Origin of the sequence: Citrobacter sp. RHBSTW-00570, from assembly GCF_013739755.1 — a bacterium.
GTDB lineage: Bacteria > Pseudomonadota > Gammaproteobacteria > Enterobacterales > Enterobacteriaceae > Citrobacter > Citrobacter braakii.
Genome location: NZ_CP056399.1, coordinates 4,307,138 through 4,328,885, shown reverse-complemented (window position 1 = coordinate 4,328,885; position 21,748 = coordinate 4,307,138). Strand labels below are relative to the sequence as shown.

The following is a 21,748-nucleotide window of genomic DNA, read 5'->3' as shown; positions in this document are numbered from 1 at the left end:
ATGTAATGTTATTTATCAGGATGGAAAATACGTAAGCAACGCTAACGATCTATTGTAGTTCTTTTAATTGTACAAAGAGTGTATTCATGAGTAATTATTGGCATGATGGTTCAATAGTTTGATGCTACTGGGATTGTAGCGGTATAACTTTGTTTATAAATAAAAGCCAAGGATAAACAATTCACCTCGTCTATTGTTTAGGGTTTCCTGTTAATTAATACTTTTAATTTATCAGGGGATTTTTAATAAGTGCGAATACGGACTGGTGAGTGTGGAGGAGATATGTTGCCAGGACGCTGCAAAAACGCAATTATTATTAGTAAATTACCGATCGTACAAACCGGACTTAAAGGTGTAATGCAGGGGCAGTTCGCTGATTATGAACTTACCTACTGCCGCTCCGTCGAAGAATTGACGTTGCTGCAGCTGCGTTGTGCCGATTTGGTGATTGCTGACTTATCCGGAGACTGTAATCATCCACGTTCAGTCTGCGAACAATATTATTCTTTATTATCTCAATACCGCGATATTCACTGGGTATTTCTCGTTTCTCGTGTTTTTTATCCGCTGGCCATTGAATTGCTGATGTGCCCTGTCAGTTCGCTGTTATCTGATGCCGAGACGATTGAAAGTTTGGTGAATGTTATTCACGCAGGAAATAGCCGTGCCGAGAGAATTAGCAAGTCTCTGCTCTCTCCGCCCCTGATGCCAGAATTAGCAGACCATAGCGCCCGCTCAATTGTACTTACCCTCTCGGAGAGGAAAGTGCTGAGACTCCTGGGAAAAGGTTGGGGAATTAATCAGATTGCGACATTGCTGAAGAAAAGCAATAAAACGATCAGCGCCCAAAAGAACAGCGCTATGCGTCGCTTGTCGATACATAGCAATGCAGAAATGTACGCCTGGATAAACAGTTCTCAAGGATCGCGAGAATTGAATTTACCTTCAGTTTATGGAGAAACCACGGAATGGAAAGCCGAAGCATCAAAAGAAACGTTGCGCTGGTAGAGAAGTGCGCGATGAGTAGCGTCGGTATTAAGAGCCTGTTTAATACCATGCCGGATAACCAATACGAACTTCATATCTTTTCGAGCCAGCCTGCATTTAGTCAGGTGATGTTAAAAACGTCGTTTTCGGCGGTTATTTTCTCCCTCTCTGCAATCAGAACCGATCGCAGGGCCGGGTTAGCTTATCTGACGGAACTGGCTGTAAATTTTCCGCGTATTCGCCGGGTGGTGATTGCTGATGATGACGCTGAAGCGCGATTAATCGGCTCTTTGTCACCGTTGCCGTTAGATGGCGTTGTGAGCAAATCTTCTTCATTAACGGTACTGCAGGACGCGTTATTTACGGTATTGAACGGCCCCAACCGGGGAACCGAAGGTTCTAAAAACCATTGGTATATCAATCAAAGCCGTATGCTCAGTCCAACAGAACGAGAAATACTGCGCTTTATGTCGAATGGCTATTCAATGCCGCAGATCGCTGCTCAGTTAGAGCGGAATATTAAAACCATTCGGGCACATAAATTTAATGTGATGTCCAAGCTGGGCGTGAGCTCAGATGCCGGACTGCTGGATGCTGCAGATATCCTGCTGTACCTGCGTGCAGGTGAACCTGCACCTTTTCTACAGGCGGCTTCTTAGCGAGTAATGTTAGATCGTTTCGTGCCGGGTTTCGTTATCGGCGCGGAACGTGAATCATCACTGACACACATCCACCCAGGTGGCGGAAGTCAGCTCAGCCATCCTTTCTGGCGTGATACGAACGGCGCTGTGGATGGTGCCTGCGGCGGGAAGCACTTCAGCGTAATGCTTCAACGAAACATCGCAGTACACCGAAATCGGCGTTTCCAGTCCGAAAGGGCAAACGCCGCCAACGGGATGGCCCGTCGCGTTCACTACTTCATCGCTACTCAACATACGGGCTTTGGCACCGAAAGTGCTCTTTAGCTTTTTGTTATCCAGTCGGGCATCACCTTTGGCGACGACCAGAATAATGTCGTTCTTGACCTTCAGCGAAAGCGTTTTCGCGATCTGGCCAGGTTCGACGTTATGGGCTTTCGCTGCCAGATCGACGGTAGCTGTGCTCTGATCTAATTCGATAATCTCAATATCTGGTGCATATTGCGCTAAAAATTGGCGTACTGATTGCAAACTCATTCTTCTCTCCAAATCGCCTACAGGCAGCTCCATCCAGCAGAAAACCGCATGGCGTAATTTGTCATAGGGGCAAGCTCGCTGTAAATATTTTAATGTAACAACATGGCAACATTGGCAGTTTTTCGATCGTCTTCACAATCAAAGAAACCGGTTACAGTAACCGGTTGCAGAATGCTCAAATGGCGATTAATACTGAAGTTGTCACTTCCTCTGTATTACATAATAAGAGCCATCTATGAAACTGAACTCAAAATGCAGTAGCGCTGGCGTTCCTCCCGGCACGGTTGCGAAAAGTAGTAATGGGCTTTACGTGGTGGTGTTGACACCAGCACGGTTGCAGGGTTTTGCACAACGGGAGAACGGCTATGTCTACTAATAATGCTGTGTTTAATGTGATTTTCCGCTTCGTTGAAAATTACGTCAGCCCTGTTGCCGGGCGCATCTCTTCACAACGTCATGTGATGGCTATCCGTGATGGGTTTATTTCGGCGATGCCCTTTATGATCGTAGGCTCGTTTCTGCTGGTTTTCGCCTATCCGCCTTTTTCTCCGGATACCACCTGGGGGTTTGCACGTGCGTGGCTGGATATGGCGAAACAGTTTGAAGGTCAAATCCTCACACCGTTTGATATGACGATGGGGATCATGTCAGTCTACATATGTGCGGCTATCGCTTATAACCTGGGCAAGCACTATGTGAAGTCGCATCAGCTAGATCCCTTCATGTGCGCGATGCTATCGATCATGGCTTTTTTGCTGATTGCTGCACCGAAAACCAAAGGCACTATGCCGGTTGATAGCCTTGGCGGTACGGGGATTTTCACTGCCATCCTGGTGGCTATTTACTGCGTTGAAATGATGCGCTTCCTGAAGGCGCACAACATCGGCATTCGTTTACCCGATCAGGTGCCGCCGATGATCAAAAACTCCTTCGATCTGCTGATCCCTGTGCTGGTGGTGGTGCTGACGCTGTACCCGCTGAGTCTGGTGATTCAGTCGCAGTTTGACATGCTGATCCCGCAGGCCATCATGGCCATCTTTAAACCACTGGTGTCTGCAGCGGATTCTCTGCCAGCGATACTGCTGGCGGTGCTGATCGGCCATCTGCTGTGGTTTGCGGGTATACATGGCGCGGCAATTGTGTCGGGAATGCTGCAAATGTTCTGGCTCACCAATCTCGGGATGAACCAGTCGGCGCTGGCGCAGGGCGCGCCTTTACCGCATATCTTTATGGAAGCGTTCTGGACGTTCTTTATTGTGGTTGGAGGTTCCGGCGCGACGATGGGGCTGGTGATTTGCTATCTGCGTAGCCGTTCGGCCCATCTACGATCGATCGGGCGTTTGAGCGTTGTTCCGAGCATTTTTAATATTAACGAACCGGTGATTTTCGGTACACCGATTGTCATGAACCCAGTGTTCTTTATTCCCTTCCTGCTGGCCCCGATGGTGAACGCAGTGCTGGCCTGGGCGGCGATGAAGCTGGATTTGATTGGGCGGGTGATTTCAGTGGTTCCCTGGACGGCCCCGGCACCGGTTGGCGCGGCGTGGGCGTTAGGCTGGGACTATCGTGCGGCCATTCTGGTTGTCCTGCTGGCACTGGTGTCTGCCGTCATCTACTTCCCATTCTTTAAGGTTTACGAAAAGCAGCTATTAGCGCAGGAAAAAGAAGAAGCACAGCGTATAGAAGAAAATCAGCAGGTTGCATAACTGACGGGCGAGGGGCTACGGCTCCTCGCTTACTTCAGCGTGCAGTCACCGCATTGCTGGACATCGGGCAGGCGATAGCGCTGGCAGCAGGTTCTGCGCACTAACAGTCCCTCGCGCGGAACAACGGTACGCCACAGGGGATTATCCTGACCGCAGGAGAGTTGCTTCTCAAAAAAACAGGTCTGGCGCAGTGTGGTCAGCAGTTCTTCACCTAATAACGGCTTCATTTCCGTTAAATACCAGTGAATTAAATATCCGGTGTTGCTCCAGATAAGCTTCGCATTGATCTCGCCTGTCGCTTCCAGCGCCTGCACAACCGGCGTCAGCGCCGAGAGAATCAGTGTTTCCATGCGTTGCTGAGGAGACTGGGCCGTGACCTGGTGATCCTGATGCACGTCGATCCAGAAGCAGGCAGCACGGCCTGTTTCGTGGAATTCTACGTGCATGTGTTCAGGAGAGACGTCGATGGCCTCTTTTTGCGTCAGCAGGGCCACCATGAGCGGAGGCATCATCAGGCCGATATACCACTGCGCCCAGAGAGAAATCAGCGGCTTATTTTCGCGTGGCAGCGTGGACTGATTGCGATAAATATGGTCTGAATAGACAGCCAGCAATGAACTTAGCGTCGTTGATTGCGTCCATTCATGTAGCGTCATTGCACCTGGCACGGGGGTTTCGTCAAGACGAATGAAGTCCAGCAGGTGCTCACGGGTGTTGGCTATCGTTGCGCGTACGGCAGCAGCCAGCGAGGGCATCTTTGCAGGCAGAGGGCTACGCCAGATGACATCTTCAACGATCGGTGCGGAACGATAAGCCATGTCGATATAAGGATGTTAATCTTAATGATAATGATTGCTAATCCTATAATTGACATTGAGCGATGGCAAGATCTTTGTCGCCATCCCGGGAGACACCGCACAGATAGCTCAGGCAGAAGGGCAGTTTACCCGCAGGTCATCGCTAACCAGCGTACTGTTGCGCCCAAGGCTCTTGGCCTCATAAAGGGCTTTATCCGCTCGGGCAACAGCGGCATCAATATCCTGCTCGACCAGAGGCGCAATACCAATACTCACGGTTACGTTGGTTGCCACGCTCTCGTTAAACATGTGAGGAATTTTAAGGTCGTACACCTTCTGGCGAATACGTTCGGCGGCAGCCTGGGCCTGCTGGGGATCGACCGCGGTCAGCAAAACCATAAACTCTTCCCCACCAAAGCGCGCCACCACGTCCCGGGAGCGCACGGAGTCACGAATCGCGGCAGAGACGCGGATCAGCGCCTGATCTCCCATCATATGACCGTAGTGATCGTTATAGGCTTTGAAGTGGTCGATATCCAGCAGCAAGACGTAGTGCTTCGCGTTGCTCAAGGCCAACAGCGTATCGAGTCGGTGTTGTAGCCCCCGACGATTGTACAAACCGGTTAGCGGGTCGAGCATGCTGAGTCCGTTCAGGGTTTCCCGTTCTTCCAGCAGTTTATACATCAGCTGCTGGGCGAAGCCATCGTAGCGCTTTTGTATCACATGCTGGATGGCGATCCCGGCCATGGGCAGCGCCATAAAATAGATAATTCGCAAACCATGCTCGCTGCCATTCAGCCATAAACAGACGGCGACGGAAGGCAATGAGTGAAGCGTAAACGCGATGATATTATTGGCAAAAGCGATAGAACCAATAAACAGCACGCTGAGAAGCGCGATTAATAGAAAATAATAATCATTATGACCCAGAGCGTTATATTTCAGGAAAATATGTAATGCCCATAGCAAACCAAAAACGATTGAAATAAAAGGAAGATTAATTCTTTTATCCACATATTTCCTATGCCATGCCAGCAACAATGTACTCATCACGAGAATCAGCAATGCCGGTACTGACAACGCTTTGACGGCAAACAGGGGAAAAAAAAGCGTAAACAGCGCGGAGACTGCGTTGAGTAGCAGAAACAATCGTAAAGAGAGTTGGTATTTTTTGGTGCGCAGAGCTCGCCAGGATTGTACTGTCATAGGTAAATATTGTTAGTTATCTGCAATGTACGAAGGTGTGTTGGTAAATAAAACAAATAACGAACGGGGTATCATTCGCAGAGGTTTTTATTGTTTTTAGTTGAAAAGCTAACCGGCGAGCAATTTATCACCTTAAATTATTCATGTCATCAATCGTTAAGTAAAACTCATATAATTGATAGTGCCTCCCAGCTGATAAATGAGAAAATTTATCATATGATATTGGTTATCATTATCAATGTCATAGGTGGTACCATGTTGCAACGTACGCTGGGCAGTGGATGGGGGGTTCTGCTGCCGGGAATACTGATTGCCGGGATGGCATTTAGCGACCTGTCGGTCTACGTATGGAAGGCGATGATTGTATTAGGATTACTGTTGACTTCACTCATGCTGTACCACAAGCGTTTGCGGCATTTTGTCCTGTTGCCTTCATGTGCGGCGCTGATCGGCGGCATTGTTCTGGTGATGATGAACGGGAATCAGGGATGAACAAAACAGGGAAGAAAATCAAGAGGGAAATAAGATAATTGGTGCGAGGGGGGGGACTCGAACCCCCACATCCTAAGGACACTAACACCTGAAGCTAGCGCGTCTACCAATTCCGCCACCTTCGCACAGTCATCTTATTTTTTGATATCGCCTCGTTGGTGCGAGGGGGGGGACTCGAACCCCCACATCCTAAGGACACTAACACCTGAAGCTAGCGCGTCTACCAATTCCGCCACCTTCGCCCAGTGCGAGCAATATCAACGTGGATTATGGTGCGAGGGGGGGGACTTGAACCCCCACGTCCGAAAGGACACTAACACCTGAAGCTAGCGCGTCTACCAATTCCGCCACCTTCGCATACCATCGACACTCAAAAAAGTATCGTTACCACGGAGGCGCATTCTAGTGGTTTTCAACTTTTCGTCAATAGTTAATTGCCCAGGACGCGCTTAATTGATGTAAAAATGGGCGCTAAACGCAGGCCGTGTAAACGAAGTGCCACCCCGCATTTAGCAAACCCTGCCGGATGGCGGTGCAGGCACCTTATCCGGCATGGGATGGCCGTTCTACTTCTTCGCCTGACGCGTCATGATGGTGCGATAGACCTTGAAGCGACCGGTCTGCGCGATAACTTCGTGGAAGCCAAACACTTCATCCAGTACCTTCGGATAAGGCAGGAAGGCGTTCGCCACGATACGCAGTTCACCGCCGCTGTTGAGGTGGCGCACTGCGCCGCGAATCAGCGTTTGCGCGGCGTCGAGGCTGGTCTGCATCCCGTCGTGGAACGGTGGGTTGGAGATGATCATATCAAAGCGACCCGTCACGTCAGAAAAGACGTTACTGGCGATTACGTCTCCTTCAATACCGTTGGCAGCAAGCGTTGCGCGGCTGGCTTCAACGGCGGCGGCACTAACATCGCACAGGGTTAAGCGCACTTTTGGCGAGTGGCTGGCTAAGGCGACGGAGAGTACACCTGCACCGCAGCCGACATCCAGAACTTTGCCTTTGGTGTGCGGCGTCAGAGTGGAGAGCAGCAGTTGGCTGCCAACATCCAGACCGTCACGGCTGAATACGCCCGGCAGCGTTTTGATGGTCAGATTTTCGGTCTGGTATTCATCCCAGTATTTTTCTGCATCAAAGACCGGCTGTTTTTCCAGACGACCATGGTACAGGCCACAGCGACGCGCGCTGTCGACTTTGTTCAGCGGCGCGTATTCGGCCAGCATCTGCTCTGCGCTACGAACGCCGCTGCGGTTCTCACCAACAACAAAAATATCGGTGCCCACCGGTAACAGCGACAGAATGTTCATCAACTGGAACTGGGCTTCCGGCTTATTCTTCGGCCAGTAGTAGATCAGCGTATCGCTATCGGCAACGTCATCGGTCTGGGCGACGAGGCTAAAGCGAACGTTGTCGCCCATCTGGCGGTTAAGCACCTGCCAGTGGTGAAGCTGCTGAGTGTGCGCACGGCTGGCGGCGCATTCAAAATGGGCAGGCAGGTCATCCTGCAAATCACCGGCAAACAGAATACGGCTTTGTTCGAAATCATCACTGTGGCGCAGCAAGACTTCACTTGCCGGGGTAAAAGCAGACATGGAGTGCTCCTTAAATTGTACAGCGGGGGATTATAGTTGTTTGATGGCACGGATTCGACAAATTTGCTATATTTGCGCCCCTGATAGACAGGAGTGTTTCGCTATGACATCCCGACGAGACTGGCAGTTACAGCAACTGGGCATTACGCAGTGGTCATTGCGTCGTCCCGGCGCACTGCAGGGCGAGATCGCGATTTCAATTCCTGCGCACGTCCGTTTGGTGATGGTTGCTGCACAATTACCCGCACTAACCGAACCGTTGATGAGCGATATTTTACGCGCATTAACCGTCAGCCCGGATCAGGTTTTACAACTGACGCCTGACCGTGTCGCCATGCTGCCGCAGGGCAGTCGCTGTAATAGCTGGCGGCTGGGAACCGAAGAGCCGCTGCTGCTGGAGGGCGCTCAGGTCGAGAGTCCTGCGTTTAATGAATTACGGGAAAACCCCGCGGCCCGCGCCGCGTTATGGCAACAAATCTGCGCATATGAACACGATTTCTTCCCTCGAACCGACTGATTTACCTGCAGCATTTCAGATTGAAAAACGCGCTCACGCTTTTCCGTGGAGTGAAAAAACATTTGCCAGCAACCAGGGCGATCGCTACCTCAATTTTCAGTTGAGGGTTGACGACGTAATGGCCGCCTTTGCGATTACACAGGTCGTGCTGGATGAAGCTACGCTGTTCAATATTGCCGTCGATCCTGACTTTCAGCGCCGGGGCCTGGGGCGTGAGCTACTGGAATACCTGATCGATGAGCTGGAAAAGCGTGGCATTTTGACACTGTGGCTTGAAGTGCGCGCCTCAAATACTGCCGCTATCGCGCTGTACGAAAGCCTGGGCTTTAACGAGGCGACAATCCGGCGCAATTACTATCCGACGGCCGATGGTCATGAAGACGCCATTATAATGGCATTGCCAATCAGCATGTAAGACAAGGTGTAATGATGAAGAAGTGGGACTGGATTTTCTTTGATGCCGACGAAACGCTGTTTACGTTTGACTCGTTTACCGGCTTACAGCGGATGTTTCTCGACTATAGCATTACCTTTACCGCTGAAGATTTTCAGGACTACCAGGCCGTAAATAAACCGCTGTGGGTGGATTATCAAAACGGTGCGATAACCTCATTACAACTCCAGCACGCTCGTTTTCAGAGCTGGGCTGAACGCCTGAAGGTTGAGCCAGGCCAGCTTAATGACGCCTTTATCAATGCGATGGCGGAGATTTGCTCGCCGTTGCCAGGGGCGGTTTCTCTGCTCAATGCGATTCGTGATAAAACAAAAATCGGTATTATTACTAACGGCTTTACGGCGTTGCAGCAAATCCGCCTTGAGCGGACGGGGCTGCGCGACTATTTTGACCTGCTGGTGATTTCTGAGCAGGTTGGCGTGGCAAAACCCGATCCCCGTATTTTTGACCATGCGCTGGAGCAGGCGGGCAATCCTGAGCGTTCCCGCGTACTGATGGTGGGCGACACCGCAGAGTCCGATATTCTTGGCGGCATTAACGCCGGGCTATCCACCTGCTGGCTAAATACGCACCACCGCGAGCAGCCAGCGGGCATTCAGCCGACCTGGACCGTGGCGTCATTAAGTGAACTGGAGCGGCTCCTGTGTAAACACTGATTGCCTCCCCCCCGTTGATGGGTAAAATAGCCGCAATTTTTCGTATTCAACTTGCACGGCCTGTTGCCGTGCTTACCTAAGAAGATTTGACTATGACGTTGTCTCCTTATTTGCAAGAGGTGGCCAAACGCCGCACTTTTGCCATTATTTCTCACCCGGATGCCGGTAAAACGACAATTACTGAAAAGGTACTGTTATTCGGACAGGCGATTCAGACCGCCGGTACGGTAAAAGGCCGTGGCTCCAGCCAGCATGCGAAATCTGACTGGATGGAAATGGAAAAACAGCGTGGTATCTCCATTACCACCTCTGTGATGCAGTTTCCATATCATGACTGCCTGGTAAACCTGCTGGACACCCCAGGGCACGAAGACTTCTCTGAAGATACATACCGTACTCTGACGGCGGTGGACTGCTGCCTGATGGTCATCGACGCCGCAAAAGGTGTTGAAGACCGGACCCGTAAGCTGATGGAAGTTACCCGTCTGCGTGATACCCCGATCCTGACCTTTATGAACAAACTCGACCGTGACATCCGCGATCCGATGGAGCTGCTGGATGAAGTCGAGAATGAACTGAAAATCGGCTGTGCGCCGATCACCTGGCCGATTGGCTGCGGTAAGTTGTTCAAAGGCGTCTATCACCTATATAAAGACGAAACTTACCTGTACCAGACGGGTAAAGGCCACACCATTCAGGAAGTGCGCATTGTTAAAGGTCTGAACAACCCGGAACTCGATGCCGCCGTGGGGGAAGACCTGGCGCAGCAGCTGCGCGACGAGCTGGAGCTGGTGCAGGGCGCGTCTAACGAGTTCGACCATGAGCTGTTCCTCGCGGGCGAAATCACCCCGGTATTCTTCGGTACCGCGCTCGGTAACTTCGGCGTTGATCATATGCTGGATGGCTTAGTGGAGTGGGCGCCTGCGCCGATGCCGCGTAAAACCGACACCCGTGTCGTTGAAGCCTCAGAAGAGAAGTTCACCGGCTTCGTGTTTAAAATTCAGGCCAACATGGACCCGAAACACCGTGACCGCGTGGCGTTTATGCGCGTGGTGTCCGGCAAGTACGAGAAAGGTATGAAAATGCGCCAGGTGCGCATTGGTAAAGACGTGGTTATCTCCGATGCGCTGACTTTTATGGCCGGTGACCGTTCTCACGTGGAAGAAGCGTATCCGGGCGATATTCTGGGTCTGCACAACCACGGCACTATCCAGATTGGCGATACCTTTACCCAAGGCGAAATGATGAAGTTCACCGGTATTCCGAACTTCGCGCCGGAGCTGTTCCGTCGCATTCGTCTGAAGGATCCGTTGAAGCAGAAACAGCTGCTGAAAGGGCTGGTTCAGCTGTCCGAAGAGGGCGCAGTGCAGGTTTTCCGTCCGATCGCTAATAACGATCTGATCGTGGGCGCTGTTGGTGTGCTGCAGTTCGACGTGGTGGTTTCACGACTGAAGAGCGAATACAACGTTGAAGCGATTTATGAGTCGGTCAACGTAGCGACAGCACGCTGGGTAGAGTGTTCTGACGCGAAGAAATTCGAAGAATTCAAGCGTAAAAACGAAATTCAGCTGGCGCTGGATGGCGGCGATAACCTCACTTATATCGCGCCGACCATGGTTAACCTGAATCTCACCCAGGAACGTTACCCTGACGTTCAGTTCCGCAAAACGCGCGAACACTAATCGACCTTCAGGGCACGGTATCCGCCGTGCCCTACAACTTTTCCTGTCTTTTAAATCCCTTGCGGAATGTTCTTAAAACCTCTCGTTTTTCTTTTGTTTGCACGTTTTTTAGTCAATCTGGACTGCGATCACGAAATCCTGAACTATATTTAACAATGTGATGACATAAATGTCGGCGTTAAATGCTTTTTAGGCTGCCTGTTGCAGCTTCTATTGCTGATATTTATTCCACTTACAAGATTAGTTGCTGGCTCAAGCCGTTTTACGGCAGAGCGCAGCTTTTAGCAAACATACAGGAATACATCGATGACAATGACAGGACTTAAGATTTCTAAAACGCTGCTGGCCGTGATGCTGACCTCCGCTGTTGCAACGGGTTCTGCTTATGCAGAAAACTCCACGACGGATAAAACGCAATCCGGCGTCGAAAGTGCGGGGCAGAAAGTCGATAGCTCCATGAACAAAGTCGGTAATTTCATGGATGACAGCACCATCACTGCGAAAGTAAAAGCCGCGCTGGTGGATCACGATAGCATTAAGAGCACCGACATTTCCGTTAAAACCGACCAGAAGGTGGTGACGCTAAGCGGGTTTGTTGAAAGCCAGGCACAGGCCGAAGAGGCAGTTAAAGTCGCCAAAGGCGTTGAGGGTGTGACCTCCGTTAGCGACAAACTGCACGTACGTGATAGCAAAGACACTTCTGTAAAAGGCTATGCGGGCGATACGGCAATCACCAGTGAGGTAAAAGCCAAGCTGCTGGCCGATGATATTGTCCCTTCCCGCAAAGTGAAAGTTGAAACCACCGATGGCGTGGTACAGCTTTCAGGAACCGTTGAATCACAGGCTCAAAGCGATCGCGCTGAGAGCATCGCCAAAGCGATTGATGGCGTGAAAAGCGTCAAAAACGATCTTAAAACTCACTAATTAGACTTAATTCGTCCTCCCGACGTTTGTCGGGAGGCGTGTTGTGCACCACACTGAAAATATCGCCGATGGGCAGCCTGAGTGCTCATATCAAGCGGTGACATTAACTATGGTAAAGGAGAAGCGCATGTTTCGATGGGGCATCATATTTCTGGTTATCGCGTTAATTGCCGCTGCACTGGGTTTTGGTGGACTGGCGGGTACCGCTGCTGGCGCAGCGAAAATTGTTTTTGTGGTGGGGATCATTCTGTTTCTGGTCAGCCTGTTTACAGGTCGTAAACGGCCCTAGCGACATCCCCTTTATTCTTCAAGTTAAAGGTGCGTGGGCTACGCGTGCTCGCCCGTATCACTTACCAGAGTAAGCTGGTCGGGATTCACGCCCTTGCCGCCTTCTTGTGACTCGAATTATTTTGGGGATTAACCGTAAAGATAACTTGCTACTAAGCCAGTCCACCGGACTGGCTTTTACGGTTTTAGCATCAGGCAATTTGCGTTACTTTGTTGTTCTATTACAAAAACAACAGGAAGGCAGAGGTGGGGCAGAGAATACCCGTCACGCTCGGTAATATTGCGCCGTTATCGTTACGTCCGTTTCAACCAGGCAGTATGGCGCTGGTGTGTGAGGGCGGCGGACAAAGAGGCATCTTCACCGCTGGCGTATTGGATGAATTCATGCGCGCGCAGTTCAATCCTTTTGATCTTTTCTACGGGACCTCCGCTGGTGCGCAAAACCTTTCAGCCTATCTTTGTAACCAGCCGGGTTACGGTCGTAAAGTCATCATGCGTTACACTACTCGACGTGAATTTTTTGACCCGGTGCGCTTTGTGCGCGGGGGAAATTTAATCGATCTCGATTGGCTAGTGGATTCGACCGCGTCCCAGATGCCGCTGGCGATGGATAACGCCGAGCGTCTGTTTGCCGCAGGGAAATCGTTTTATATGTGCGCCTGTCGGGGCGATGACTACACGCCTGGCTATTTTTCGCCGAACCGGCAAAACTGGCTCGATCTTATTCGTGCCTCCAGCGCGATTCCAGGGTTCTACCGCGCAGGGGTTGCGCTGGATGGTGTGAATTATCTCGATGGAGGAGTCAGCGACGCCATTCCCGTGCAGGAAGCGGCGAAGCAGGGGGCAAAAACGCTGGTGGTTATCCGCACCGTGCCTTCGCAAATGTATTATACCCCGCAGTGGTTCAAGCGTATGGAACGCTGGCTGGGCGAAAGCAGCCTGCAACCGCTGCTGAATCTGGTCCAGCACCATGAAGCCAGCTATCGCGCGATTCAGAGTTTTATTGAGAAACCGCCGGGCAAGCTGCGTATCTTTGAGATCTACCCGCCCAAACCGCTCCATAGCATGGCATTAGGAAGCCGTATTCCGGCGCTGCGGGAAGATTACAAGACCGGACGCCTGTGTGGTCGTTACTTCCTGGCAACCGTCGGTAAGCTGCTGGCGAAAAATGCGCCGCTGCCTCGTCAGACGCCGAAGATTGTGGTGCCGGGACCGGTCGTGGTTCCACCTGCGCCGGTGGCTAACGACGCTCACGCCCCCGTGGTGACCAATGCGCCTCAGGCTAACGACACGACGTTTAATAATGAGGATTTGGCGTGAGTTATCGTTTTATTGATACGCATTGTCACTTTGATTTTCCGCCGTTTACGGGCGATGAATCTGCCAGTATTCAGGGCGCGACTGACGTCGGCGTGCAAAGCATTATCGTTCCGGCCACCCAGGCGGCAAATTTTTCCCGTGTACTGGCGTTAGCGGAAAATTACCCTCCATTGTTTGCCGCCCTGGGGCTGCACCCCATTGTTATTGAGCAACATAGCGATGACTGCCTGGAGCAGTTGCAGCAGGCGCTGGATAAGCGTCCGCAAAAGCTGGTGGCGGTAGGTGAGATTGGGCTGGATCTTTATCGGGACGATCCGCAATTCGATAAGCAAGAGCGGCTGCTGGAAGCGCAGCTTAAGCTGGCGAAGCGTTACGAACTGCCGGTGATCCTGCATTCGCGGCGCACTCATGACAAGCTGGCGATGCACCTGAAACGCCATGCTTTACCGCGAACCGGCGTGGTGCATGGATTTTCCGGGAGCGTGCAGCAGGCCGAACGTTTTGTGCAACTGGGCTACAAAATTGGCGTGGGCGGCACCATTACCTATCCGCGCGCCAGTAAAACCAGAGAGGTAATGGCGCAACTGCCGCTGGACTCACTGCTGCTGGAAACTGACGCGCCGGATATGCCGCTCAACGGCTTTCAGGGACAGCCGAATCGCCCGGAGCAGGTGGTCAGAGTCTTTGATGTCCTCTGCGAGCTGCGCTCGGAACCTGCGGATGTTATCGCTGATGCGCTGTATCGCAATACGACGGCGTTATTTGATTTTTAATTGCCGGACGACGGATGCGTCGCATCCGGCAATCACAGGTACAGCGCCGGGAAGATCAAATTATCCACCCCGCGCTCGCGCAATCCTTGCGCCAGTTGCTCCACATCCTCAGGCGTGGCGCTCGGCCAGTCCTTCGCTTCGCCGTACACCCCGTGCGCATGAAAGGCATTTAGCCGCACTGGTACATCACCTGAACGTTTGATAAACGCCGCCAGTGCATCGATATGCTGTAGATAATCCACGTGGCCAGGAATAACCAGCAGGCGCAGTTCCGCAAGTTTTCCCTGCCCGGACAAAAAGGTAATGCTTTGTTTAATCAGCGTGTTATCGCGGCCAGTCAACTGTCGATGACACGCGCTATCCCAGGCTTTTAAATCGAGCATTACGCCGTCGCATACCGGCAGCAGTTTTTGCCAGCCGGTTTCGCTCAGCATGCCATTGCTGTCTACCATGCAGGTCAGGTGTTGCAGCTGCGGATCGGTTTTGATCGCGTTAAACAGCGCCACGATAAACGGCAACTGGGTGGTTGCTTCGCCGCCGCTGACCGTAATTCCTTCAATAAACAGCACCGCCTTGCGAATATGCTGCAGCACTTCATCAACGCTCAGGGTTTGCGCCATCGGCGTGGCCTGCTGTGGGCACATGTGCAGGCAGGTATCGCACTGCTGACATACGTCGGATTGCCATCTCACTTTCCCCGCACTCAGGCTCAGCGCCTCATGCGGGCAATGCAGGACACATTCCCCGCAGTCGTTGCAGCGTCCCATCGTCCACGGATTGTGGCAATTTTTACAGCGCAGGTTACATCCTTGCAGAAACAGAGCCAGGCGACTGCCCGGCCCGTCGACGCAGGAGAAAGGAATGATCTTACTTACTGAAGCGCATCTGCTGTTCATGGCTAATCACGCGAGGTTGTCGTTCCAGAATGCGGGTATTGCGCGCGGCTTCTTCGCCCAGCCAGGTGGTGTTGGTGCGTGAACCTTCGGCGCGATATTTTTCCAGATCCGACAGGCGTACCATATAGCCGGTGACGCGGACCAGATCGTTACCACTCACGTTGGCAGTAAACTCACGCATCCCAGCTTTAAACGCCCCGAGGCACAATTGCACCAGCGCCTGAGGATTGCGCTTGATGGTTTCATCCAGCGTGAGAATGTCGCTGATCCCAGCGTGATAATACGCATGATGCGGCGCGACGGTTTGCAGGTGAGTGATCGGATCCGGCTCATCGCCGTAGGGCAGACGCGCGCCCGGCGTGGTGCCGATGTCAGAACTGATCCCTGACTGTGCGTGCAGCATTGCGCGCTGCTTCCAGCCAAATTTCACCGGGCTACTTTCTACAAACTCCGCCAGTTGGGCGCTGATGCGATAGCCGAGCTGATTGGCGACCTCGTCTTTTCCGTAGCGAGCATTCTGCCCCGCCTTATCGCACAGCAGATTCACCGCCTCCGCCAGGCCATACATGCCGAACATAGGGACAAAACGTTCGGGATCAATCAACCCTTCCTGCACCAGGAAGCTATTCTCAAAGAAATGTGATTTTTCATAGAGGAATTCACATCGTGAATCAATGATGGCGATTTGCTGCTGGCAATAGTGCGGTAGGGTGCGCGTAAAGAAGTCATCGACAGAGGTGCTGCGCTCTGCGATGGCTTTCAGATTGAGCCTGACCAGCGTGCTTCCACCCCCGGCGAGCGGCAACGAGTTGTAACAGCTGACGACGCCATACTGACCTTTTGTGAAAATTTTATCATTTTCGGGGCCGTTGGAAATGTGCGGCTTACTGCACTCGCAGATATTTTGCGCCACGTTGAGCAGCAGGTCGTCAGGTGTAATTTGCGGATCATAAATGAACGTCAGATTAGGCGAAACCTGCTTTAACTCTGCGTCTGCGCGTAAAATTGCACGGGTGACAGGCGTATCTGCGGGGCCGATATTGGCATGCATAAATGCGTCTGGCAGGGTTCTGTCGAGATAACGCCAGAAACGTTTTATTCGAATATCGATCTCATCTTGTGTTAGAATTCTAACATACGGTTGCAGCAGAACGTCGAGCTGGCCGAGATAGACCGGCATCGAGGTGACTGACGGAACGTGGTGATACAGGATGGTGAGTAAGGATAACGCGTCATCAAGATCCCTGGCTCCTTCCAGTTCCAGCCATGAGGAACCGTTGGCCAGAAAACGCGCGTAGTCGGGTAAAACATAGCGCGGTTTGAACGGGGCATGACCTTCATACATATCGCAGATCACCCCGTCATCCAGCGCCTGGCGAGCCTCAGCAGGTAGTTGCGGGTAAGGCAGCGCGTTTTCAGCCTCCAGCGCCAGGAAGTGGCGTTTCTGCTCAGGGCTGAGCACCGGACTGGTCACGATTTGTTGGCAACGCTGTTGCAGCGCGAGTTCGCTTGAAGTGGGCATCGTTGATTCCTTTTTATCCCGAAGGTGTAACGCCATTGTAGAAAGCAACGCCGCCACAACCTTTGATCCGGATGCGCCTGATGCCACCGCATCCCTTCTTGAAAGGTAATTTATTTGAAGTAGATCTCATTAGAGTAATGCAAATCTGTATGTGGTTTTCATTAACTGTGATGTATATCGAAGTGTAATAGCGAGCGGATGTTAGAATACTAACAAACTCGCAAGGTGAAATTTTATACGGCGATGCCGTTGGAGAATGTTATGACCGATTTAACAGCAAGCAGCCTGCGTGCACTGAAACTGATGGACCTGACCACCCTGAATGACGACGACACCAATGAAAAAGTGATCGCGCTGTGTCATCAGGCGAAGACCCCGGTAGGCAACACTGCCGCTATTTGCATCTATCCGCGTTTCATCCCTATCGCGCGTAAGACGCTGAAAGAGCAAGGTACTCCGGACATCCGTATTGCAACCGTGACCAACTTCCCGCACGGCAACGACGACATCGAGATTGCGCTGGCTGAAACCCGCGCGGCGATTGCCTACGGCGCGGATGAAGTTGACGTGGTGTTCCCTTACCGTGCCCTGATCGCCGGTAACGAGCAGGTTGGTTTTGATCTGGTTAAAGCATGTAAAGATGCGTGTGCGGCGGCAAACGTGCTGCTGAAAGTGATCATCGAAACCGGTGAGCTGAAAGAAGAGAGTCTTATCCGTAAAGCATCTGAAATCTCCATCAAAGCGGGTGCTGATTTCATCAAAACCTCTACCGGTAAAGTGCCGGTAAATGCGACGCCGGAAAGCGCACGCATCATGATGGAAGTGATCCGCGACATGGGCGTTTCTAAAACTGTAGGTTTCAAACCGGCAGGCGGCGTGCGTACCGCAGAAGATGCACAGCAGTTCCTGGCGATTGCCGACGAACTGTTTGGCGCTGACTGGGCCGATTCCCGTCACTATCGTTTTGGCGCATCCAGCCTGCTGGCGAGCCTGCTGAAAGCGCTGGGTCACGGCGATGGTAAGAGCGCAAGCAGCTACTAATTACTCGTCATACTGCAAGCCGCAGGTGCGTTAGCTGCACTCCCTCACCCCAGTCACTTACTGTAGTAAGCGCCTGGGGATGAGCTTCCTTGCCGCTTCCTGCGACTCGAATTGTTTAGAGTAATCATTCATTGCAGTGGGTTTTCCGCTGCATTTAACCTGATTTATCGGGGGTTACCATGTTTCTCGCACAAGAAATTATTCGTAAAAAACGTGATGGTCATGCGCTGAGCGATGAAGAGATTCGTTTCTTTATCAATGGGATTCGCGACAACACCATCTCTGAAGGGCAAATCGCCGCCCTGGCGATGACCATTTTCTTCCACGATATGACAATGCCTGAGCGTGTTTCGCTGACCATGGCAATGCGTGATTCAGGAACCGTGCTGGACTGGAAAAGCCTGCAGCTGAACGGCCCGATTGTGGATAAACACTCTACCGGCGGCGTGGGTGACGTAACGTCACTGATGTTAGGCCCGATGGTCGCTGCATGTGGCGGCTATATTCCGATGATCTCCGGACGTGGTCTGGGTCATACCGGCGGTACGCTCGATAAACTGGAAGCCATCCCAGGGTTTGACATCTTCCCGGACGACGCGCGTTTCCGTGAAATTATTAAAGACGTGGGTGTGGCGATTATTGGGCAAACCAGCTCGCTCGCACCGGCGGACAAACGTTTTTATGCCACCCGCGATATTACCGCGACGGTGGATTCCATCCCGCTGATTACCGGCTCTATCCTGGCGAAAAAGCTGGCGGAAGGGCTGGATGCGCTGGTGATGGATGTGAAAGTAGGCAGCGGCGCCTTTATGCCGACCTATGAGCTTTCTGAAGCGCTTGCCGAAGCGATTGTCGGCGTGGCGAACGGGGCGGGTGTACGTACCACCGCGCTGTTAACCGATATGAACCAGGTACTGGCATCCAGCGCAGGTAACGCGGTTGAAGTCCGCGAAGCGGTGCAGTTCCTGACAGGTGAATACCGCAATCCACGTCTGTTAGACGTCACGATGGCGCTGTGCGTGGAAATGCTGATCTCCGGCAATCTGGCGAAAGATGATGCCGAAGCCCGTGCGAAATTGCAGGCGGTGCTGGATAACGGCAAAGCGGCAGAGATTTTTGGTCGCATGGTTGCGGCGCAGAAAGGCCCGACCGATTTCGTCGAAAATTATGCGAAGTACCTGCCGACGGCAATGCTCAGCAAAGCGGTATATGCTGATACCGAAGGTTTTGTCAGCGCTATGGATACCCGTGCGCTGGGAATGGCGGTTGTTTCCATGGGCGGCGGTCGTCGTCAGGCTTCGGACACCATTGATTACAGCGTTGGCTTTAGCGACATGGCGCGTCTGGGCGACAGCGTAGACGGACAGCGTCCGCTGGCGGTGATCCACGCCAAAGACGAAGCCAGCTGGCAGGAAGCGGCGAAAGCGGTCAAAGCGGCAATTAGCCTTGACGATAAAGCGCCAGAAATTACACCGACAGTCTATCGTCGTATTACCGAATAACTGTATACTGATCTGATCGCTTTTTTGCGGCGCAGATGTTGGAGAACAAGATGAAACGTGCATTTATTATGGTGCTGGACTCCTTTGGTATTGGTGCGACTGAAGATGCGGATCGCTTTGGCGACGTAGGCTCAGACACTATGGGACACATTGCAGAAGCCTGTGCGAAAGGCGAAGCTGACAAGGGTCGCAAAGGTCCACTGAATCTGCCTAACCTGACCCGTCTGGGCCTGGTGAAAGCTCACGAAGGTTCTACCGGTAAAATTGCTGCTGGTATGGACGGTAACGCGGAAGTGATTGGTGCCTACGCCTGGGCGCATGAACTCTCTTCCGGGAAAGACACGCCGTCTGGCCACTGGGAAATCGCGGGTGTTCCGGTTCTGTTTGACTGGGGTTATTTCTCCGATCATGACAACAGCTTCCCGCAGGAACTGCTGGATAAACTGGTCAAACGTGCCAACCTGCCGGGCTACCTCGGCAACTGCCACTCTTCCGGTACCGTGATCCTGGATCAACTGGGTGAAGAGCATATGAAAACCGGCAAGCCGATTTTCTATACTTCTGCAGACTCCGTGTTCCAGATTGCCTGTCACGAAGAGACTTTTGGCCTGGATAAACTCTACGAACTGTGTGAAATCGCTCGTGAAGAACTGACCGAAGGTGGTTACAACATCGGTCGTGTTATCGCGCGTCCGTTTATCGGTGATAAAGCGGGTAATTTCCAGCGTACCGGTAACCGTCACGATCTGGCCGTTGAGCCGCCAGCACCGACTGTGCTGCAGAAACTGGTCGACGAGAAAGACGGTCACGTGGTTTCCGTCGGTAAAATCGCGGATATTTACGCTAACTGCGGCATCACCAAAAAAGTGAAAGCTACCGGCCTGGACGCGCTGTTCGACGCCACCATCAAAGAGATGAAAGAAGCGGGTGATAAGACCATCGTCTTCACTAACTTCGTTGATTTCGACTCTTCCTGGGGACATCGTCGCGATATCGCTGGTTACGCTGCAGGTCTGGAACTGTTCGACCGCCGTTTACCTGAACTGATGGAACTGGTGGGTGAAGATGACATTCTGATCCTGACCGCTGACCACGGCTGTGACCCGAGCTGGACCGGCACTGACCACACCCGTGAGCACATTCCGGTGCTGGTTTACGGCCCGAAAGTGAAACCAGGTTCTTTAGGCCACCGTGAAACTTTCGCGGATATTGGCCAGACGCTGGCGAGCTACTTTGGTACATCGCCGATGGACTACGGTAAAAACATGCTGTGATACCCGTTGTCTTTCGCGCTGTAGATGCGTTGACTTCATTCGCTCACCCCGGTCACATAGGTAATCTATGCTCCCGGGGGTTCCGAATTCGTCGCCTTCCTACAACGCGAAATCCTTAGGGTATTTGAATTCGTTTTGTCGGTTGGGTAAGGCATTGCTACCCCCCCGACAAAAACAATAAATCAAAAGGGAACTGAAGATGGCAACTCCACATATTAATGCAGAAATGGGTGATTTCGCTGACGTCGTATTGATGCCGGGCGACCCGCTGCGCGCAAAGCATATTGCTGAAACTTTCCTCGAAGATGTTCGTGAAGTGAACAACGTTCGCGGCATGTTAGGTTTCACCGGTACTTACAAAGGCCGTAAGATCTCCGTTATGGGTCACGGGATGGGTATCCCGTCCTGCTCTATCTACACCAAAGAGCTGATCACCGATTTTGGCGTGAAGAAAATCATTCGCGTAGGCTCCTGCGGCGCTGTGCGTATGGACGTTAAACTGCGTGACGTGGTTATCGGTATGGGCGCCTGCACCGACTCCAAAGTAAACCGTATCCGTTTTAAAGATCATGACTTCGCAGCTATCGCTGACTTCGACATGGTGCGTAATGCAGTTGATGCGGCAAAAGCGCTGGGCGTAGACGCGCGCGTGGGCAACCTGTTCTCCGCTGACCTGTTCTACTCTCCGGACGGCGAAATGTTCGACGTAATGGAAAAATACGGCGTGCTGGGCGTGGAAATGGAAGCGGCGGGTATCTACGGCGTTGCGGCTGAGTTTGGTGCGAAAGCGCTGACCATCTGCACCGTGTCCGACCATATCCGTACTCACGAGCAGACCACTGCCGCTGAACGTCAGACGACCTTCAACGACATGATCAAAATCGCACTGGAATCCGTTCTGCTGGGCGATAAAGAGTAAGTGTTGTGATGCCCGGTAGCGC

Annotated in this window: 22 protein-coding genes and 3 tRNA genes; 16 read left to right on the top strand and 9 right to left on the bottom strand. The window is 52.2% G+C overall.

Features of this window, described 5'->3' with window-relative positions; all coding sequences use genetic code 11:
- Positions 1-282 precede the first annotated feature (282 nt).
- Both HV237_RS20555 and bglJ read left to right on the top strand, forming a co-directional pair.
- Positions 283-1,008, top strand: coding sequence for a response regulator transcription factor (locus HV237_RS20555; RefSeq protein WP_047358383.1), 726 nt, complete (start codon positions 283-285; stop codon positions 1,006-1,008).
- On the top strand, positions 969-1,646 hold the full coding sequence (gene bglJ / locus HV237_RS20550; protein WP_029139757.1) for a DNA-binding transcriptional activator BglJ: 678 nt from the start codon (positions 969-971) through the stop codon (positions 1,644-1,646). Before HV237_RS20555 ends, bglJ begins: the two co-directional genes overlap by 40 nt.
- 57 nt (positions 1,647-1,703) lie before the next feature.
- Here bglJ and HV237_RS20545 read toward each other — a convergent pair whose 3' ends face one another.
- On the bottom strand, positions 1,704-2,162 hold the full coding sequence (locus HV237_RS20545; protein ID WP_047358382.1) for a YbaK/EbsC family protein: 459 nt from the start codon (positions 2,160-2,162) through the stop codon (positions 1,704-1,706).
- Between the two features lie 365 nt (positions 2,163-2,527).
- On the opposite strand from HV237_RS20545, the gene HV237_RS20540 reads away from it, so the two are divergent.
- The gene (locus tag HV237_RS20540) at positions 2,528-3,868 is read left to right on the top strand and encodes a PTS sugar transporter subunit IIC (protein ID WP_047358381.1); all 1,341 of its coding nucleotides are present in this window, start codon (positions 2,528-2,530) and stop codon (positions 3,866-3,868) included.
- Positions 3,869-3,897: 29 nt separating this feature from the next.
- Here the strand turns inward: HV237_RS20540 and fhuF are convergent, their stop codons facing one another.
- On the bottom strand, positions 3,898-4,686 hold the full coding sequence (gene fhuF / locus HV237_RS20535) for a siderophore-iron reductase FhuF (protein ID WP_047358380.1): 789 nt from the start codon (positions 4,684-4,686) through the stop codon (positions 3,898-3,900).
- Between the two features lie 108 nt (positions 4,687-4,794).
- Positions 4,795-5,871: a GGDEF domain-containing protein gene (locus HV237_RS20530; protein WP_016151597.1), complete on the bottom strand. Its 1,077-nt coding sequence runs from the start codon at positions 5,869-5,871 to the stop codon at positions 4,795-4,797.
- A gap of 216 nt (positions 5,872-6,087) precedes the next feature.
- On the opposite strand from HV237_RS20530, the gene HV237_RS20525 reads away from it, so the two are divergent.
- Positions 6,088-6,363 carry a DUF1435 domain-containing protein gene (locus HV237_RS20525; RefSeq protein WP_019078313.1) on the top strand — a complete coding sequence of 92 codons (276 nt, stop codon included), beginning with the start codon at positions 6,088-6,090 and terminating at the stop codon, positions 6,361-6,363.
- 39 nt (positions 6,364-6,402) lie between these two features.
- Here HV237_RS20525 and HV237_RS20520 read toward each other — a convergent pair.
- The 4 genes from HV237_RS20520 to rsmC form a co-directional block, all read right to left on the bottom strand.
- Positions 6,403-6,488 (bottom strand) — tRNA-Leu (locus HV237_RS20520).
- Between the two features lie 31 nt (positions 6,489-6,519).
- Positions 6,520-6,605 (bottom strand) — tRNA-Leu (locus tag HV237_RS20515).
- 28 nt (positions 6,606-6,633) lie between these two features.
- A tRNA-Leu gene (locus tag HV237_RS20510) sits at positions 6,634-6,720 on the bottom strand.
- Between the two features lie 209 nt (positions 6,721-6,929).
- Positions 6,930-7,958, bottom strand: coding sequence for a 16S rRNA (guanine(1207)-N(2))-methyltransferase RsmC (gene rsmC / locus HV237_RS20505; protein ID WP_047358379.1), 1,029 nt, complete (start codon positions 7,956-7,958; stop codon positions 6,930-6,932).
- A 103-nt stretch (positions 7,959-8,061) separates the two neighbouring features.
- On the opposite strand from rsmC, the gene holD reads away from it, so the two are divergent.
- The 8 genes from holD to HV237_RS20465 all read left to right on the top strand — a co-directional run bounded on the left by holD (position 8,062) and on the right by HV237_RS20465 (position 14,572).
- A complete protein-coding gene (gene holD, locus HV237_RS20500; protein ID WP_003837254.1) occupies positions 8,062-8,475 on the top strand; it encodes a DNA polymerase III subunit psi in 414 nt (137 codons plus the stop codon).
- On the top strand, positions 8,444-8,890 hold the full coding sequence (gene rimI, locus HV237_RS20495; protein WP_047358378.1) for a ribosomal protein S18-alanine N-acetyltransferase: 447 nt from the start codon (positions 8,444-8,446) through the stop codon (positions 8,888-8,890). The genes holD and rimI overlap by 32 nt, the downstream gene beginning before the upstream one ends.
- 14 nt (positions 8,891-8,904) lie before the next feature.
- The gene (gene yjjG / locus HV237_RS20490; protein WP_016151600.1) at positions 8,905-9,585 is read left to right on the top strand and encodes a pyrimidine 5'-nucleotidase; all 681 of its coding nucleotides are present in this window, start codon (positions 8,905-8,907) and stop codon (positions 9,583-9,585) included.
- A 92-nt stretch (positions 9,586-9,677) separates the two neighbouring features.
- Positions 9,678-11,267 (top strand): peptide chain release factor 3, encoded by a 1,590-nt coding sequence (prfC, locus tag HV237_RS20485; RefSeq protein ID WP_047358377.1) that lies wholly within the window; start codon positions 9,678-9,680, stop codon positions 11,265-11,267.
- 306 nt (positions 11,268-11,573) lie between these two features.
- Positions 11,574-12,191: a molecular chaperone OsmY gene (gene osmY, locus HV237_RS20480; protein ID WP_016151602.1), complete on the top strand. Its 618-nt coding sequence runs from the start codon at positions 11,574-11,576 to the stop codon at positions 12,189-12,191.
- 127 nt (positions 12,192-12,318) lie between these two features.
- Positions 12,319-12,480, top strand: coding sequence for a DUF1328 family protein (locus tag HV237_RS20475; RefSeq protein WP_003019081.1), 162 nt, complete (start codon positions 12,319-12,321; stop codon positions 12,478-12,480).
- Between the two features lie 245 nt (positions 12,481-12,725).
- Positions 12,726-13,799 carry a patatin family protein gene (locus HV237_RS20470; RefSeq protein WP_016151604.1) on the top strand — a complete coding sequence of 358 codons (1,074 nt, stop codon included), beginning with the start codon at positions 12,726-12,728 and terminating at the stop codon, positions 13,797-13,799.
- On the top strand, positions 13,796-14,572 hold the full coding sequence (locus HV237_RS20465) for a metal-dependent hydrolase (RefSeq protein ID WP_047358376.1): 777 nt from the start codon (positions 13,796-13,798) through the stop codon (positions 14,570-14,572). Before HV237_RS20470 ends, HV237_RS20465 begins: the two co-directional genes overlap by 4 nt.
- A gap of 32 nt (positions 14,573-14,604) precedes the next feature.
- Here HV237_RS20465 and HV237_RS20460 read toward each other — a convergent pair whose 3' ends face one another.
- A complete protein-coding gene (locus HV237_RS20460; RefSeq protein ID WP_047358375.1) occupies positions 14,605-15,468 on the bottom strand; it encodes a YjjW family glycine radical enzyme activase in 864 nt (287 codons plus the stop codon).
- Positions 15,440-16,990, bottom strand: a complete 1,551-nt coding sequence (locus HV237_RS20455; protein WP_047358374.1) for a YjjI family glycine radical enzyme — start codon at positions 16,988-16,990, stop codon at positions 15,440-15,442. The genes HV237_RS20460 and HV237_RS20455 overlap by 29 nt, the downstream gene beginning before the upstream one ends.
- A gap of 261 nt (positions 16,991-17,251) precedes the next feature.
- On the opposite strand from HV237_RS20455, the gene deoC reads away from it, so the two are divergent.
- The 4 genes from deoC (at position 17,252) to deoD (ending at position 21,726) form a co-directional block, all read left to right on the top strand.
- A complete protein-coding gene (deoC, locus tag HV237_RS20450; protein ID WP_016155634.1) occupies positions 17,252-18,031 on the top strand; it encodes a deoxyribose-phosphate aldolase in 780 nt (259 codons plus the stop codon).
- 179 nt (positions 18,032-18,210) lie between these two features.
- A complete protein-coding gene (gene deoA, locus HV237_RS20445) occupies positions 18,211-19,533 on the top strand; it encodes a thymidine phosphorylase (RefSeq protein WP_016151609.1) in 1,323 nt (440 codons plus the stop codon).
- Positions 19,534-19,583: 50 nt separating this feature from the next.
- Complete coding sequence (gene deoB, locus HV237_RS20440; protein ID WP_016151610.1) at positions 19,584-20,807, top strand: phosphopentomutase; 1,224 nt, start codon at positions 19,584-19,586, stop codon at positions 20,805-20,807.
- A gap of 199 nt (positions 20,808-21,006) precedes the next feature.
- Positions 21,007-21,726 carry a purine-nucleoside phosphorylase gene (deoD, locus tag HV237_RS20435; protein WP_000224864.1) on the top strand — a complete coding sequence of 240 codons (720 nt, stop codon included), beginning with the start codon at positions 21,007-21,009 and terminating at the stop codon, positions 21,724-21,726.
- Positions 21,727-21,748: the final 22 nt, after the last annotated feature.